At 63.2% G+C, this 14,258-nt stretch carries 17 protein-coding genes; 9 read left to right on the forward strand and 8 right to left on the reverse strand.

The features are described from left to right. Positions 1-10 precede the first annotated feature (10 nt). A complete protein-coding gene (locus G4Y73_RS10715; RefSeq protein ID WP_164231632.1) occupies positions 11-1,483 on the forward strand; it encodes a hypothetical protein in 1,473 nt (490 codons plus the stop codon). 28 nt (positions 1,484-1,511) lie between these two features. On the opposite strand, the gene G4Y73_RS10720 is transcribed toward G4Y73_RS10715, so the two are convergent. After that, complete coding sequence (locus tag G4Y73_RS10720) at positions 1,512-1,721, reverse strand: hypothetical protein (RefSeq protein WP_164231633.1); 210 nt, start codon at positions 1,719-1,721, stop codon at positions 1,512-1,514. 70 nt (positions 1,722-1,791) lie between these two features. Here G4Y73_RS10720 and G4Y73_RS10725 point away from each other — a divergent pair, with 70 nt between their 5' ends. The 3 genes from G4Y73_RS10725 (at position 1,792) to G4Y73_RS10735 (ending at position 4,183) form a co-directional block, all read left to right on the forward strand. After that, complete coding sequence (locus G4Y73_RS10725) at positions 1,792-2,436, forward strand: class I SAM-dependent methyltransferase (RefSeq protein ID WP_164231634.1); 645 nt, start codon at positions 1,792-1,794, stop codon at positions 2,434-2,436. Between the two features lie 170 nt (positions 2,437-2,606). Further along, a complete protein-coding gene (locus tag G4Y73_RS10730) occupies positions 2,607-3,164 on the forward strand; it encodes a hypothetical protein (RefSeq protein WP_164231635.1) in 558 nt (185 codons plus the stop codon). After that, positions 3,161-4,183, forward strand: coding sequence for an NAD(P)-dependent alcohol dehydrogenase (locus tag G4Y73_RS10735; RefSeq protein ID WP_164231636.1), 1,023 nt, complete (start codon positions 3,161-3,163; stop codon positions 4,181-4,183). The genes G4Y73_RS10730 and G4Y73_RS10735 overlap by 4 nt, the downstream gene beginning before the upstream one ends. Before the next feature lie 87 nt (positions 4,184-4,270). Here G4Y73_RS10735 and G4Y73_RS10740 read toward each other — a convergent pair whose 3' ends face one another. After that, positions 4,271-4,822 carry a DUF1697 domain-containing protein gene (locus G4Y73_RS10740; protein WP_164231637.1) on the reverse strand — a complete coding sequence of 184 codons (552 nt, stop codon included), beginning with the start codon at positions 4,820-4,822 and terminating at the stop codon, positions 4,271-4,273. Between the two features lie 162 nt (positions 4,823-4,984). Here G4Y73_RS10740 and G4Y73_RS10745 point away from each other — a divergent pair, with 162 nt between their 5' ends. After that, positions 4,985-5,719, forward strand: coding sequence for a hypothetical protein (locus tag G4Y73_RS10745; RefSeq protein ID WP_164231638.1), 735 nt, complete (start codon positions 4,985-4,987; stop codon positions 5,717-5,719). A 22-nt stretch (positions 5,720-5,741) separates the two neighbouring features. Here G4Y73_RS10745 and G4Y73_RS10750 read toward each other — a convergent pair whose 3' ends face one another. After that, entirely contained in the window at positions 5,742-6,641 is a 900-nt protein-coding gene (locus G4Y73_RS10750; RefSeq protein ID WP_164231639.1) for a DMT family transporter, read from the reverse strand. A gap of 143 nt (positions 6,642-6,784) precedes the next feature. On the opposite strand from G4Y73_RS10750, the gene G4Y73_RS10755 reads away from it, so the two are divergent. After that, the gene (locus tag G4Y73_RS10755) at positions 6,785-7,132 is read left to right on the forward strand and encodes a metalloregulator ArsR/SmtB family transcription factor (RefSeq protein ID WP_164231640.1); all 348 of its coding nucleotides are present in this window, start codon (positions 6,785-6,787) and stop codon (positions 7,130-7,132) included. 74 nt (positions 7,133-7,206) lie between these two features. After that, the gene (locus G4Y73_RS10760) at positions 7,207-7,620 is read left to right on the forward strand and encodes an ArsI/CadI family heavy metal resistance metalloenzyme (protein ID WP_164231641.1); all 414 of its coding nucleotides are present in this window, start codon (positions 7,207-7,209) and stop codon (positions 7,618-7,620) included. A gap of 3 nt (positions 7,621-7,623) precedes the next feature. Here G4Y73_RS10760 and G4Y73_RS10765 read toward each other — a convergent pair whose 3' ends face one another. Together G4Y73_RS10765 and G4Y73_RS10770 are read right to left on the reverse strand one after the other, a co-directional pair. Then, positions 7,624-7,959, reverse strand: a complete 336-nt coding sequence (locus G4Y73_RS10765; protein ID WP_164231642.1) for an SET domain-containing protein — start codon at positions 7,957-7,959, stop codon at positions 7,624-7,626. Continuing rightward, entirely contained in the window at positions 7,956-9,059 is a 1,104-nt protein-coding gene (locus G4Y73_RS10770; protein WP_164231643.1) for a hypothetical protein, read from the reverse strand. The genes G4Y73_RS10765 and G4Y73_RS10770 overlap by 4 nt, the downstream gene beginning before the upstream one ends. Before the next feature lie 17 nt (positions 9,060-9,076). On the opposite strand from G4Y73_RS10770, the gene G4Y73_RS10775 reads away from it, so the two are divergent. Next, on the forward strand, positions 9,077-9,538 hold the full coding sequence (locus G4Y73_RS10775; RefSeq protein ID WP_164231644.1) for a GNAT family N-acetyltransferase: 462 nt from the start codon (positions 9,077-9,079) through the stop codon (positions 9,536-9,538). Between the two features lie 273 nt (positions 9,539-9,811). On the opposite strand, the gene G4Y73_RS10780 is transcribed toward G4Y73_RS10775, so the two are convergent. Next, entirely contained in the window at positions 9,812-10,378 is a 567-nt protein-coding gene (locus tag G4Y73_RS10780; RefSeq protein WP_164231645.1) for a YkvA family protein, read from the reverse strand. A gap of 86 nt (positions 10,379-10,464) precedes the next feature. After that, positions 10,465-10,839 (reverse strand): MAPEG family protein, encoded by a 375-nt coding sequence (locus tag G4Y73_RS10785; RefSeq protein WP_164231646.1) that lies wholly within the window; start codon positions 10,837-10,839, stop codon positions 10,465-10,467. A gap of 215 nt (positions 10,840-11,054) precedes the next feature. On the opposite strand from G4Y73_RS10785, the gene G4Y73_RS10790 reads away from it, so the two are divergent. Continuing rightward, positions 11,055-13,220 (forward strand): EAL domain-containing protein, encoded by a 2,166-nt coding sequence (locus G4Y73_RS10790; protein ID WP_164231647.1) that lies wholly within the window; start codon positions 11,055-11,057, stop codon positions 13,218-13,220. On the opposite strand, the gene G4Y73_RS10795 is transcribed toward G4Y73_RS10790, so the two are convergent. Further along, positions 13,203-14,249, reverse strand: coding sequence for an FAD:protein FMN transferase (locus G4Y73_RS10795; protein ID WP_240451280.1), 1,047 nt, complete (start codon positions 14,247-14,249; stop codon positions 13,203-13,205). The genes G4Y73_RS10790 and G4Y73_RS10795 overlap by 18 nt on opposite strands. Positions 14,250-14,258 lie beyond the last annotated feature (9 nt).

Here is a 14,258-nt window from a genome sequence, read left to right on the forward strand (position 1 = left end):
GGGCGCCTAGATGCGCAGCGGGCACGAGAAGAAACGCGATTCGGAGCTTCGATTGGCGGCTGAGGCCATCGGCAGTTTCATTCTCGGGCGCATTTTTCTGGCCAAGGCCATTTTCCCATTGCTGGTGGGCGCGATGTTTCTCACCGGCACCTGGGCATTGCTCCAGGATGATCTGGAGCTCAGGGAGCAGCAACAGCGCTTGACCGAAACTGCCGATGCCACCATCCATGATGCCTGGTGGCGCATCGATTTCGACGTTGAAACCATGGGCGATGCCGTCAACTGGCAGGCGGCGACTCGTCCCGATCTGTGTATCCACGTGATGATGGATATGGGCCTTCGGGGGGACCAGGATGCGGTGTTTTGCCGACAGTGGGGTGGCATTTCCTACGGCTCGGACCTGATTAAAAACTCGACGCTTGGAGACGGCAAGGCCGTTCCGTGGCGAAACCTCAATGGTGAGCCGGAGATTGACCTGCGCTTCTCACCCAGGGCATTCGAATGGTTGGAGAGCAACCAAGCCTGGGATCGCTACGGCTTCGGCATCGATGAAGAGCCAACCGCCCTGGAGGCGCTGGTGTCCCAGCTTGATCAGCCGACCGAGCATCTGATCCATGCCTGGACCCACAGCCGGCAGCTCGAGATGCGTTTCAATCCGGCACAACCGGCCGAGGCCCTTCCGTCCCGGCTCCTGGCCGAGAATCCACCACTGGTGGAAAGCCGCCTGGAATGGCTGATCTTTCCCGCCATGATGGGCGCCACGGCCTGGGCAATTGGCTGCTTCCTCATGTTCTTTACCAGTCCAAAGTGGCTGCGAACCACGGTCTTCCTGGGCAGTCTGGCATTGCTGCCCTGGTGGGGTGACTGGATCTGGCGTGCCCTGGACCATCTCTGGAGTGGCTCCAGCCAGGCCAGGGTCCTGGTACAGTCCGAACTGATGGGCATGCCGCCGAGACTGCGGGTGGTGGACCCCGGATATCGCGGTGAACCCGAGGATATCCGTCAATCCTGGAACCTGAGCACTTCCATGTATTCAACGGCGTTCGATGCCGTGGAGTTTGCGTACCCGGGATTCGTCGTCCCTGCCGATGAAGCCCTCGCGACCCTGGTAGCACAAGTGAACCGGTCGCTGTACGAACAAGCTGACGATCGGATCACCACGGTATTTGAATTCCTCCAGGATATGGAAAGTCGTAGACGAACCGAGGCCGGGCTGCTGTTCATGGAGGCGGCTCGCCATATCAGCCTCGATCAGAGCCGCAGCGAAAAGGCTCGTCGTGCGGCGTTGCGTCTTCTGCGTGAGCGTGCCGGCTACGCAGGATTTATCTCGGCACACCGGCCGGCCCCGGAGGTGCGGCTCGGATATTATCTGCGACTCCGTAATTATCCGGACGTAGCGGTACAGACTGGAGTCAGCGCCTTTCTGGAGCGGACTCGTGAGGAATGGCACGAGCAGGGAAAGGCGTATCCGGATGAAGTCTGACCAAGTCTGACTTCTGTGCAAACCCCCGTCACCGCTGCAACATCCCCTCGACCACCATGTCATCGTTCATCGCTTGCCCGCCCCAATGCGGGGCGCACGTTTCCGCTGAAACGTGTTTGCGGCATCTGGGCAGATGCCGCACCTCCAGTTCAGCCGGTGGGCGCAGGATCGCAATCCGGGCTCCGCCCAGAAAAGCCTTATAAAGCAGTGGGTTGAGGCGATCCTGTTGGGTGCCCACGCTGCGATTCCTGTCGGCGCCCTCCGGGATGTGGTGAAATGGCTCTCGCAGCCGCGATGGAGTCCAGACATTGAGCGTCCGGGAAGCCTACAACCGCTGGGCCGACCAGTATGACCACAACAACAACCGCACGCGCGACCTGAACATGCAGTGCCTGCGCCGGGCCGAGCTTCCCCTGGCCGGTGCCCGGGTCTTCGAGGCCGGCTGCGGCACCGGGCTGAATACCGAGTACCTGGCTTCGCAGGCCGAGCAGGTTGTAGCTATGGATTTTTCCGAGGCGATGCTCAAACGGGCAAGAGATCGCGTCGGCCAGCCCTCGGTATGGTTCGAAGCGGGGGATGTCACGCACCGGTGGCCAGGCAACGATGATTCATGCGATCTAGTCGTCATTACCCTGGTGCTCGAGCACGTCGGAGACCTCGGTCCGGTGTTCACCCAGGCCCGGCGTGTGCTGCACAATGGCGGACTGCTCTACATCGCCGAACTGCATCCTTACCGCCAGCTCGCCGGCGGACAGGCCCGGTTCATGCCCGAAGGCAGCGACACAGAAGAATTCGTCCCGGCGTGGAATCATTCGGTTTCGGAGTTCGTTTCCGTGGCGCTAGCGGCGGGCTTCGATCTGCAGCGCATCGCAGAGCCTGCTTTCGAGGATGATGAAGTGCCGCAGTTGTTGCAGCTGTGGCTATGCGCTGCATTCGATGCCGAGAGGAAGTGACAACGATATGATCACTTCCGTTTTATTCGATGGCGCTTCTGGGCTCCCCTTTCATTTCGTTTTACTGCAGGCGTAGGAACTTTCCAGGTCTGAGGGCAGAATGACTCATGGCACAGGCATGTCCGATGTCGTTCGCCTACGCTTTCGGGAAACCATCGGAGCTTGGGCTCATGGCCATACATCGATTCGACCGACTGAAAATCGGCCTGAGCGCTTTCATCACGCTGGCCATTTGGGGCCTGCTCGTGTGGCGGCATTTTCACGCTGGCGTCCCGGCCCATCATCTGCTCAATAACCCGGAGCTGCCGACAGTTTCCGATTGGTATGGCGGCCTGCTATTGCCCGTGCTGGCCTGGGGGCTGCTGAGCCTGGCCGGGCGCCGCGTCAAGGCTGCGGATTACGCCGGCCTCAGATCCATCGTTGTAGGCCTGGTAGCGGGTACGGCCTACGGTGTGGCCATGTCGGTCACTTTCTTCAGTGGTCATGAGTCGATTACGAACTCTCTGTTCTTCAGCCTGCTGCCGCTGGCCCTGTTTCTGCCGGTGTACCGGCCCGAATGCCTGCTCGGTTTCGTGCTGGGCATGAGTGTGAGCTTCGGCGTCGTCCTGCCAGCCCTGTTCGGTTCACTCATGGCGCTGGTGACCTTCGTCATTCATCGCTTCATTGGCTTGCCGCTCCAGCGACTGGTCGGCCTGCGTACTGGCGCGGACCTGCGGGGTGCCAAATGACTAGCATGCGGGCCATGGTCCAGGATCAGTATGGTGCCCCCGATGAAGTGCTGCACTTGCGTGAAGTCGAGGTCCCGACACCTGCTCCGGGCGAGGTGCTTGTGCGCGTGCGGGCAGCCTCGGTCAATCCCGATGTGTGGCATGCGGTCAGCGGCTACCCCCGCCTCATGCGTCTGATGGGCGCGGGCCTGCGTAGGCAAAAGCAGCCGATCCCCGGCCTGGACATGGCCGGCGAAGTAGAGAAGGTGGGCAGTGCCGTGGTCGACTTTCGCCCCGGGGATGCGGTATTCGGCGAAACCCATGACAGGATTCAGTGGACCAACGGGGGCGCCTATGCCGAATATGTGTGTGTCCCTCAACACGTATTGGCGCTCAAGCCCGAGAACATCACCTTCGAGCAGGCGGGGTCGGTGCCGACCTCCGGAATCATCGCCCTCGTCAATCTGCGCAAGCACATATGGTCTAGGCCGGGGCAGCGCATCGTGATCAACGGCGCGGCCGGCGGTGTGGGGAGTATCGCCATTCAGATGGCCAAGGCCAAGGGGGCTTATGTCGTCGGTGTGGATCACGCCACCAAGCTCGACTACTTGCGAACGCTGGGTGCCGACGAAGTGATGGACTACACGAGAGAGGACGTCACCCGGCTTGACGAACGCTTTGATCTCATCATCGACGTGGCATCGTCCCTATCAATTTCCGACTGCAGACGGATACTCGAGCCCGATGGCATCTATGTCATGATCGGTCACGATCACTACGGGGCAAAAGGTCGCCGCACGCTCGGCGGCATACCGTATTTTCTCGGCTTTATGGTGCGGGCGCGATTCGACCGGAACCTGGACAAGTCATGGTTCGAGACGATGGAAAAGCGCGATGCCCTGGAGATCCTGCGAGACATGATCGAGGCCGGGCAGCTGACTCCCATCGTGGGCAGGACCTTCCCTCTGGCGGAGGTGCCCTCGGCGATCCAGTGCCTTCAGGCAGGGCAGGCATGCGGCCGAATTGTCATCGTGCCGTAGAACCCGGTCACGGCCGACTCCGACGCCTGCCGTGGTCCAATTCGCTCGGCCCGCCTGAAAGCGACCTGGAAGTAGTGAGCTGGATCTTCAGCCGATCATTTCGTTGATCTTGAGGACCGTGCGCCAATTGCGGGTGGTGACCGGCGAGCCGGCCAGGCGGTCGAGCAGGGCGGGGGTGATCTTTGAACGGGCTGAGCCTGAGGCGTAGTGGATCCAGAGGCTGTCGGTGCGTTGCGCGATCGACTCGCCCGAGGCGGCGAACTCGCTCAGCCTCTCGGCCGCATCGGCTGCCAGCGACTTCTGGGCCAGCCCGAGCATGACGCGGTTGGGTTCGGAGGCCGAGGCCTCCGGAAACGGATTGAGTTCGATATACAGCGGCCAGGCCGCGGCCGGGCGCACGATGACCGACACGCGGTGGCCGAAATGCGAGGCGATGGCGCCGGCGAGCTGTTTTTCCAGCGCCGAGGTGCTGCCTTCGGCGCTGAACAGGATGTTGCCGCTCTGGATGTAGGTGGCCACATTCTGCCAGCCGAGGCCGGCGCACAGGTTGCGCAGCTCGGCCATGGGCATCTTGTTGTGGCCGCCGACGTTGATACCGCGCAGCAGGGCGATCCAGCGAACTTGTGATTGCGAGCTCATGGTGCGGGTTCCGGTTCGATTCCTGTGCTTCCGGTCAGGTTGCCATCTTCTCCCGGAATACGCTGTTCTGCAAAGTCTGCTCGGTTCATGCGGCGCTGATTCGGATGACTTTTTGCGCGGATGGGCGCATGATATTCGGCAGCCCGAAGGGAGGGTGAACTCATGAGTGCAGTGCCTCCGGTCGCGCCGGCTGCGGTTCGGCGGCTGAACCTCACCGGCAGCGGTCCGTTCTTCGGCGCGTTGCTGGCGCTGGCCATCGTGGCCTTCTGGCCGACCTACCTGTCGCAACTGTCCGGCCAGACCGGCTACACCCATCTGCACGCCGCCTCGGCAACTCTGTGGTTGTTGTTGCTGATTGCGCAGCCGATGGCGATTCGCGCCGGTCGGCGTGACTTGCACCGAATGGTGGGCCGGCTGTCCTACGTCGTCGCGCCGCTGGTTCTTGCCAGCGTTGTGTTGCTGGCCCACGCCAACATGCAGGGCCTGGCCGGTGAACGCCTGGCCATCCAGACCTACATCCTGTATCTGCAGTTATCGCTCGGGCTGGTTTTTGCCGCCTGCTATGCCATGGCCATCATCAAGCGCCACGACTCGCCGGTACACATGCGTTTCATGCTCTGCACGGCGTTGACGCTGATCGACCCCATCGTGGTGCGATTGATGTTCATGGCACAACCGCTTCCAACTTGGAACTACCAGTGGTTCACGTTTCTGTTGACCGATGCCGTGCTGGTCCTGCTGATCTGGCTGGATCGAAACTCGCCGCGGGGTCGCTGGGTCTTTCCGGTGATGCTCGGTGTGTTCGTGCTGATCCAGATCCCGGCGCTGGCTTCTCTGACCTCGAGCGGGCCGTGGCGGGCATTCGCGCAATGGTTCGCGGCACTGGGGCTCGGCTGAGGCCAGGAATTGAGCCGGCCGGTCAGGCCTGGCGTGGAACAACCGGCGGCGGGCGACGGGATTGGCTCAGGGCCACACCGCCCAGGATGAGGATGCCGGCGATCATCATGCCGGGTGTGACGGCTTCGCCCAGGACCAGCCAGGCCCAGGCAACGCCGAACAGTGGCACCAGGTAGGTCACGGTGGCCGTGCGGCTCGGACCGATCGTTTCGAGCAGCCGGAACAGAAAGGCGTAGGCGATGCCGGTGCACAACACGCCCAGTGTGATTGCGCTGGCCCAGACGGTGACTGTCAATGGTTGCCCGGGCCAGTGCCAGATCGCCAGGGGCGAGAGCACGATGGCGCTGCACGAAAGCGTGGCACCGCCGAGTGCAATTGGCGGCAGGCCGGCGAGATGCCGTTTGACCAGGTTGCCGGCCAGGCCGTAGCAGGCGGCGGCGGTGGTGGCGGCCAGCGCGGCCCAGCCGACGGGTACGCCGGCCATCGGCATGCCGACCATCACGATGACGCCCACGATTCCTGAAATCAGGCCAAAGCCGCGGCGAATGCCGATCTTTTCGCCAAACATCAGGCCGGCGAAGACCACCGCGAACAGCGCCGTCATGCTGTTGGCAATTGCGCTGATGCCGGCCGGCGCGATGGCCGTGGCCCAGGCGAAGAGGAGGAAGGGAACGGCCGAGTTGATCAGTCCGATCCCGAACAACACATGCCAACGCCCGGCCAGTCGCTTGCGCGCGCGGTAGACGAAGGGCAGCAGCACCAGGGCGCCGAAGGCCAGCCGAATCTCGACCAGTGCGAACGGTCCGAACTCCGGCGCGGCCACGCGCATGAGCAGAAAAGACCCGCCCCAGATCATGCCGAGCAGCACCAGCTCGGCCATGGCCTTGAGTTCGTCGGCGACAGAATGCGTGGATTCGCTCATGGCTCGATCAGAAATGGGGTTGGCCGGATCGGAAGCGGAGAGCATACCGTTTCGAGGGCCGCCTGGGGCATAAAGCGGTTGTGGATCAAGCCAGATGACAGATCGCTGTTGCATTCAGTCTTTATTTCGAGTATTCTGGAAATATGAAAAGAGCAGCCGCCCATACAATTTCCGCTGAAAGCCTGGCACCTGTATTTGCCGCATTGGGGCAGGGTGCTCGCTTGGAAGTGATGCGGCTATTGCTGGCGGCGTATCCCGATGCCGTCGCAGCCGGGGAGATCCAGGAGAAGCTGGGGATTCCGGCTTCGACGCTTTCGCATCACCTGCATCGCCTGCGCGAGGTGGGGCTGGTGGTCTCGGTGCGCGAGAGCCAGTGGATTCGCTACGCCGCGCGGGACGACACCCTGCAGGCCCTGCTCGATTTTCTCTATGCCGAATGCTGCAGCCGCAATGCGGTGGTGGATTCGGACTTGGCTGGTCGCTGTTGCTAGGCCGATTGCCCGGTTGTTTCAGCGGCTTTTTTTGACTCATTACTTCGATATTTGCAGAAATACAGGAGCAAGACATGAACAAGACCCATATTTCATTGGACGTGAAGAACCTGGACGCCGCCGTGGCCTTCTACCGAAACTTCCTGCAGGCCGAGCCGGCCAAGGTTCGCTCGGGATATGCCAATTTCGAGCTGGACAATCCGCCGTTGAAGCTGGCTTTGAACGAGGCCAAGAAATCCAGCGTGTCACACCTGGGGGTGCAGGTGGCTGATCGCGAAGCGGTGTTCGAGTCGATTGAGCGGCTCCAGGCAGCGGGCCTGGAAACCCTGGTCGAAACGGATACGGATTGCTGCCATGCCGTCCAGGACAAGGTCTGGATCGCCGATCCTGACGGGCATCGCTGGGAAGTATTCGTGGTCAAGGGTGATGTGCCACAGGCGGAGTCGGTGCCGGAGGAAGCCGGGTGCGGCTGCAGTTGCGGTGCTTGAGGGCTACTCCTCCTCGTCCCAGCCGTAGTCGAAGGTAATCTCTTCGTCGGCTGCGATGGGGCGCAGGGCATAGAGGTCCTCGCCCCACCAGTCGGCGTTGGGCTCCTTGTCGTGGTTGAGAAAGCGCATTTCGTTCTTGCCGTTGATGCCTTCCCATTGCTCAGTGTCTTCGTTCCACAGCCACAGCACGTGCATGCCGTCCTTCTGGGTTGCCGGGCCTTCGTAGGTGCCGATGAATTCTTCAGCCTCGATCGGCTGGCGGGCGAAGAGGCCGCGGCCGTGGATGGGAGAATCGGCCACGTAGGCACGGGGGTTGTTGTCGTATTTCTTTTTGCTCATTCGTCGCGTTCCTGGGTGGCCGGACGCAGTCGGCCGCTAGTGGGGTCAACGTGTACTTGCTGGCGCTGGTCGAAGCGTTCGAGCCCACGTGCGGCCAGGTCGCCCATGACGCGCTCGGTCGATTCGGGACTCAGGGGATAGATGTGCACCAGGCGGCCGTCTTCGACCACGCTCCAGGCCAGCAGGCCGATATCGGGATGCTGGTGCACGGTCAGGCTGTTGGCGCTGTCGAATTCGCCGGCGGCTTCGATCATGCTGAGCGTCTCTGGATCGTGCATCACCGGGTTGGCAGGCTGCGCCTGCCAGCCGATGCCGTGGCTGTCTAGCAGTGCGGTCAGGGTGCGGAAGGCGCGCAGCCAGAGCGCATAGACATCGGTGGGGCCGCCATGCTGGTCGAGGGTGAGGAAGTCGATGTCGACGCAATTCTCGTCGGGGCGCCAGTGGGCCGCCAGCCCGCCGGGCAGCTCGTGCTCCTGCGACATGTCGGGATCGACCAGAACCTGTTCGACTACCGGCCAGAATCCGCCCAGACCGGCAGCGTCGAGCTGGACATGCTGCAGGGCGATCAGGTCGGCCAGGGTAAGCAGCTGGCCGTGCACCGAGTCGAGCCCGGCCGCCTGTTCGAGCAGGGCGCGCGCCGGCGGGTGAACGCTGCCCTGTTCGAACAGCACGGCTTCCAGTTTCTTCTGCAGCGCCCCGGCCTGTCGGGCCGGACAGATCAAGGTCATCGGCAGGGCCAGCATCTGGCCCAGTGGCGCCTGATCCGGCGGCTGCAATGAGGCGTGTGGCAGGCGCCCGGTGTGGGCACCGATGGCCAGGATGCGCGGGGCGAAGCCGCGCTCGCGCAAGGTGGCTTCGGCCAGTTCTTCCAGGCCTTGCCAAGCCGGAAAACCGGGGCGGATGAGTTCGGCGGGTTCGAACAGGCTGCCACCGAGTACCAGCATGGCCTGTTCGACGTCGGGTGCGACCCGGTGCAGGTCCTCGGCCAGGTGGCCGGCCAGGGTGTCGGCCTGGTGACGGTCGAGCACGCGTGTCGGCGACTGACCGGGTTCGATTTCCAGTCCGGCCAGCAGGCGGATATGATGCACGCTGTCAGTCATGAATCGATGGTCTTTGAATGGTGAAGAGTCTCGAAGTCGAGTGGCGTGTGCAGCGTTTCGATGAACTGTCGTGCAGACAGCTTTATGCCGTGCTTGCCGCTCGCGCGGCGGTGTTCGTGGTCGAGCAGGATTGCCCTTACCAGGATCTCGACGGGCTCGATGATGTCGGGCTGCACGTCAGCGGCCTGGCCGGTTCCGGCGAGCTGTGCGCCTACGCGCGTGTACTGCCACCCGAGACTCGATTCGCCGAACCGTCCATTGGCCGGGTCTTGACCGTCCAATCGGTGCGCGGCACCGGGCTGGGTCGGGCGTTGATGCATCGTGCGTTGGCTGCGGCGGAGCAGGCGTTTCCCGGCCAGGCGCTGCGCATTTCTGCGCAGCAGTACCTGGAGCGGTTCTATCGCGAACTGGGATTCGAGACGGTCAGCGACCCTTACCCCGAAGACGGCATCCCACACCTGGAAATGTTCAGGCCGTAGGGAACCTCTGAACAACTCTGCGCGGGCGCGACGGCGCCTTTGCGGGAGGCTCCGTTCCGGCTTCGGCGAGCGTGGTTTGGTCATTCCAAATGAGTGAGCCGAAACGGGGCGGAGACCCCGCAAAGGCCCGTCCCGAAGGGTTTTGCCGGAGAAGACGCATCTCGCGCGTTGCGCCGCTCGGCCGTAGCTATGGCTACTGTCACTCGCGTCGCACCACACGATCTGCGGCTTCTCCGACAAAACGCGCTCCGTGCAGAGTTGTTCAGAGGTTCCCTAGAACATCGATAGCGGTGATTTGCGTCGTCCACTGCCGCCGCTGCGGCGACGACGTCGCCGCATGCGCGAAAGCAGTGCCTGTTCGCGCGACTGGAGGAAGTCGCTGCGGTTGAGTTCATCGGGCTTCATGCCGCGGCGTTTGGCCTCGGTTGCGCGGTAGGTGACAAAATCCTGGTAGGCCTCGATTTCGGGCTTGAGCTCGCGCGTCATCAGCTCGATCATGATCGCGTCGTCGAGGAAGCCCAGGCCGGGAATGTTGTCGGGAATCAGGTCTTCCGGATCGTTGAAATAGGCCAGCGCGGCCAGCACGCGATTGCGGCCGACTTCCTGCATGCCCCAGCCTTCGTCTTCGAGCATGTCGATCAGCAGCTTGAGCATCTTGAGGCGATCGCGCACGAACTCGCTGCTCTTGCCACGTCCGGAGGCTTCTTCGATGAGTTTCCTGGCCCCATCGATGATCTGTTTGGGTTGCTGCTGCCCGGTGGTTTTCATGGCCTTGCGTGCCATGTCGCGGAAGCGTTTGAGATCCTTGTCGGAAAGGTCGAGTGTGATTCTGAGGCTCATGGGTCGATTTCCTGATTCGTTACTAGTAGTGACTCAGCCTGGCGCATAGCCTAGAACGCGGCCGGTCACGCGTCAATGGCGGCTGTTCAGGCCGCGGCAATGAACAGGCCGATGCAGCAGAGCAGTCCGCCCAGCCACATCAGCGAGCGGAACAGGTGCACATCGGCCAGGTAGCACACGCCATAGGCCACCCGAAAGGCGATGAATGCGATGGCCAGTGCATCGACGAGAGACTGCGTGCCGTCGGCAAGCTGGGCAATGATGACCGCGGCGGCAAATAACGGAAAGGCTTCCAGACTGTTCTGCTGGGCCCACCAGGCGCGCCGGCGGTAGCCGGTAATCGATTCGTACCAGTCGCGCGGCCGGCGATTGTTGAAACTCTTGTCGCCGGCCTTGGCAATGCCGGCGTAGACGATCGGCATCAGGCCGGCGATCAGTACGCACCAGAACGCGATGGTCACGACAGTTCTCCCGCAAAAAGGAGAAGTCTACACCACCGGGCATGGCAGCTGGACCCGTCAGAAGTCACGCTTGCGCGGGCCACGGCTACTTGCTGTGACCGGCGCAGGGCAGTAGGCTTGGCCATCAAGATGGTCAACCATTTATAACCAACAATAAAACGGGGATACCAGCTAGTCGTGAGGTCCTGTCATCCTGATCGTTCGGGATCGTCGTCGTGCGTCTCGGTCTGAGCCTGCTTGCCGCGCTGGCGGTTTTCCTGGTGGGCGAGCTGCTGCTGGCGCGCTTCATTCACGGTGAGCGTCAGCGCATCGCCGAACTGGACCGCTTCATGGCGCTGCAGGAACTGTCTGCTTATCGCGCCCGGCTCGAGGGACATATCAACGCCAATCTGATCAGCATTCGGACCCTGCGCGCCGATATCGCGCTCAATCCCGAAATTGATTCCCGGCGTTTCAGGCGACTGGCTTCGGAACTGCTGACGGCTGATCTGCACACGCGCCATATCGCCCTGGCGCCGGATCTGGTGATTCGTCATATCTATCCGATCGAGGGCAATGCATCCGCGATGCACTTCGATTATCGGGACAACCCCGAGCAGTTGGCCTCGATCGAGCAGGCCATTGCGGCCGGCGATATCGTCATCAACGGACCGATCGACCTGGTTCAGGGTGGCAGCGCGCTGATCGGCCGGGTGCCGGTGCACGAGCGCGACAGCGGTCGTTTCTGGGGCGTCATCTCGGTGGTCGTCGACCACGAGCGTCTGTTTCGCGACGCCGGGCTCTTGCGAACCGACCGCTGGCAGATCGGGCTGCGTGGCTACGACGGCCTCGGCATGGCCGGTGCGGTGATTCTGGGGGACCCGGGGTTGTGGCTGCGCCAACCGGTCACCATGCCGGTCGACCTGCCGGTGGGCCAGTGGGTGCTGGGTGCAGTTCCACCGGCTGGCGGGTGGCAGCAGCCGATGCACACGTTTCAGTGGCAGTGGGCGGCGGGCAGCGGAATCAACCTGGCCATGGGGCTGCTTTTCTTCGGCCTGCTGAGCAGCCGCAATCGCCTGCGCGGTGCACTGCTGACCATTCGCCACCAGGCCCGCTTCGATCCCCTGACCCAACTGCCCAATCGCCAGTACTTCATGTACCAGCTGGGCGAGGCGCTTGCCCGGGCGCGGCGCCAGCGGGAGCAATTCGCGCTGTTGTTCATCGATCTCGATCATTTCAAGGAGATCAACGATTCGCTTGGCCACGATGCCGGTGACGAGCTGCTTCAGGAAATTGCCCGGCGGATTCGTGGCGTGGTGCGAGGCAATGACCTGATTGGTCGCTTCGGTGGTGACGAGTTCGTCGTGCTGCTGCGCGAGCTTGACGATCCGGTCGACGCCGAGCTGGTCTCCGGCAAGCTCCTGACAGCCCTGCATCCGGCAGTGACGATCAGCGGGCAAGATGTGACCGTCGATGGTTCGGTCGGGATTGCGGTGTACCCGGAAGACGGCCACACACCGGGCGATCTGCTCAAGCATGCCGACCTGGCGATGTACGCGGCCAAGTCGGCCGGTCGCGGCACCAGCTACTTCTTCAATGACTCCCTCAGGCAGCATGCCGAGTCGCACCTGCAGTTGCACAACGAAATCAAGCGTGGCCTGGCCGAGGATCAGTTCCTGGTCTATTACCAGCCCATGGTCGATGCTTCCAGCCGGCGCTTGGTGGCGGTCGAGGCCCTGCTGCGCTGGCAGCATCCGAAGCGCGGGCTGGTCGGGCCGGCCACGTTCATTCCGGTGGCCGAGCGCACGGGCGCGATCCGCGAGCTGGGCGATTTCGTGCTCCATCGCGCCTGCGCCGACCTGCGCAAGATGCAGCGCGCCGGACTCGATCCGCACCTGGCCGTGAACCGCTCTCCGCGCGAGTTCAACGACCGCGCCGCCGTGATGCGCTGGATCGAGATCGTCGACCGCCACGGCGTCGCGCGCGATCACCTGATCTTCGAAATTACCGAGTCGGTGCTGATGCCGGACCGGGCCCGACAGCATCAGCTGTTGCGTCGGCTCAATGCCGAGGGCATCCGCCTGGCGATCGATGACTTTGGCCAGGGGTATTCGTCGGTGACCTACCTGAAGAAGTTCCTGATCTCGCAGATCAAGATCGATCGCGAGTTCGTGCGGGACATGGAAGAAAGCGACGAACAGCTGGCCCTGGTCGAGGCGCTGATCAAGATGGCCCAGGCGCTGCGCCTGGAGGTCGTGGCCGAAGGCGTGGAGACCGCCGCCCAGGCGGATCATCTCGGCGGCCTGGGTGTGCATATGCTGCAAGGTTTTCTGTTCGGCCGGCCGATGCCGCTCGAGGCGCTGATCGACGCCTGGGGGGAATCCTCACCACCGGGGCGGTAATGACTGGACGCGGGACTGGACCGGGTCCCGGAATTCGCTGCGCCGGGCCATGGCGGGTGTCATCCAGACCATGCCGTCGGCATCGACGCGCATGACCTGATCGACACCCAGGCGCCGTGCGATGCGGGGCCACTCGTCCGGGCCGGCCACGGCCAGGGCGGTGGCCGCCGCATCGGCGGTCGCGCCGTTGCCGTGGATCACCGTGACCGAGGCCACGTGGTCGGCCGGGTAGCCGCTGCGTGGATCCAGGATATGGCCGTGGCGCAATCCCTCGTCGGCCCGGTAGCGCAGGTAGTTGCCGGATGTGAAGACAGCCTCGCGGTCGTGCACCTTCAACCAGGCCAGTATCCGTTGACCGTCGCCGTCGGGATGACGTACGGCCACGCGCCAGGGCTCGTCAACGCGCTTGCCCAGCACCCTCAGGTCGCCGCCTGCATTGACGATGGCCCGCTCGATGCCGGCCCCGGCCAGCAATTCGATGGCGCGGTCGACGGCATGCCCCTTGATGAAGGCACCGAAATCCAGCTGTACCGCCGGGTTGCGGCTGTGCATCCGGCGGCCCTCGAAGACGAGATCGTCGAGTGAGGGCTCCTGAGCCACCAACCGGGCGATGTTTTCGGCCTCCGGCGGTGGGCCCTCGGGCAGCTCGCTGGCGTGGAATCCCCAAAGCGAGAGCAAACGGCCGATGGCCGGGTTGAACAGGCCGAGGCTGGCGTGCTCGAGATCCTGCGCGCGCTTGATCAGGTCGGCCATGGCCGGATCGATTTCGATCGGCCGGCCTTCGGCGATGGCCCGGTTGATGTCGTCCAGCGTCCCCGGCTCCCAGGCGTGCCAGCGGCGATGCAGGGCCTGGAACTCGGTGTCGATGGCGGTCGTGACCCGCTCGGCCAGAGCCTGATCGTCGGCGACGATCGTGAGTTCCACCAGCGTGCCGAAGGCGGCGATGCGGACCTGATAGTGCGGCGGTGCTTGTTCGCTGCATCCGGCCGTCAGCACCAGCAGCATGGCCGTGATTGGCCAGCGCGCCAAGCCGGACAC

The sequence above is a fragment of the Wenzhouxiangella sp. XN201 genome, from assembly GCF_011008905.1.
GTDB lineage: Bacteria > Pseudomonadota > Gammaproteobacteria > Xanthomonadales > Wenzhouxiangellaceae > Wenzhouxiangella.

What these genes read in the sequence shown, in the direction of transcription:
- G4Y73_RS10715 (WP_164231632.1), top strand. Translation starts at nt 11, where the DNA reads ATGCGCAGCGGGCACGAGAAGAAACGCGATTCGGAGCTTCGATTGGCG.
- G4Y73_RS10730 (WP_164231635.1), top strand. Translation starts at nt 2,607, where the DNA reads ATGGCCATACATCGATTCGACCGACTGAAAATCGGCCTGAGCGCTTTC.
- G4Y73_RS10735 (WP_164231636.1), top strand. Translation starts at nt 3,161, where the DNA reads ATGACTAGCATGCGGGCCATGGTCCAGGATCAGTATGGTGCCCCCGAT.
- G4Y73_RS10740 (WP_164231637.1), bottom strand. Translation starts at nt 4,822, where the DNA reads ATGAGCTCGCAATCACAAGTTCGCTGGATCGCCCTGCTGCGCGGTATC.
- G4Y73_RS10745 (WP_164231638.1), top strand. Translation starts at nt 4,985, where the DNA reads ATGAGTGCAGTGCCTCCGGTCGCGCCGGCTGCGGTTCGGCGGCTGAAC.
- G4Y73_RS10750 (WP_164231639.1), bottom strand. Translation starts at nt 6,641, where the DNA reads ATGAGCGAATCCACGCATTCTGTCGCCGACGAACTCAAGGCCATGGCC.
- G4Y73_RS10755 (WP_164231640.1), top strand. Translation starts at nt 6,785, where the DNA reads ATGAAAAGAGCAGCCGCCCATACAATTTCCGCTGAAAGCCTGGCACCT.
- G4Y73_RS10760 (WP_164231641.1), top strand. Translation starts at nt 7,207, where the DNA reads ATGAACAAGACCCATATTTCATTGGACGTGAAGAACCTGGACGCCGCC.
- G4Y73_RS10765 (WP_164231642.1), bottom strand. Translation starts at nt 7,959, where the DNA reads ATGAGCAAAAAGAAATACGACAACAACCCCCGTGCCTACGTGGCCGAT.
- G4Y73_RS10770 (WP_164231643.1), bottom strand. Translation starts at nt 9,059, where the DNA reads ATGACTGACAGCGTGCATCATATCCGCCTGCTGGCCGGACTGGAAATC.
- G4Y73_RS10775 (WP_164231644.1), top strand. Translation starts at nt 9,077, where the DNA reads ATGGTGAAGAGTCTCGAAGTCGAGTGGCGTGTGCAGCGTTTCGATGAA.
- G4Y73_RS10780 (WP_164231645.1), bottom strand. Translation starts at nt 10,378, where the DNA reads ATGAGCCTCAGAATCACACTCGACCTTTCCGACAAGGATCTCAAACGC.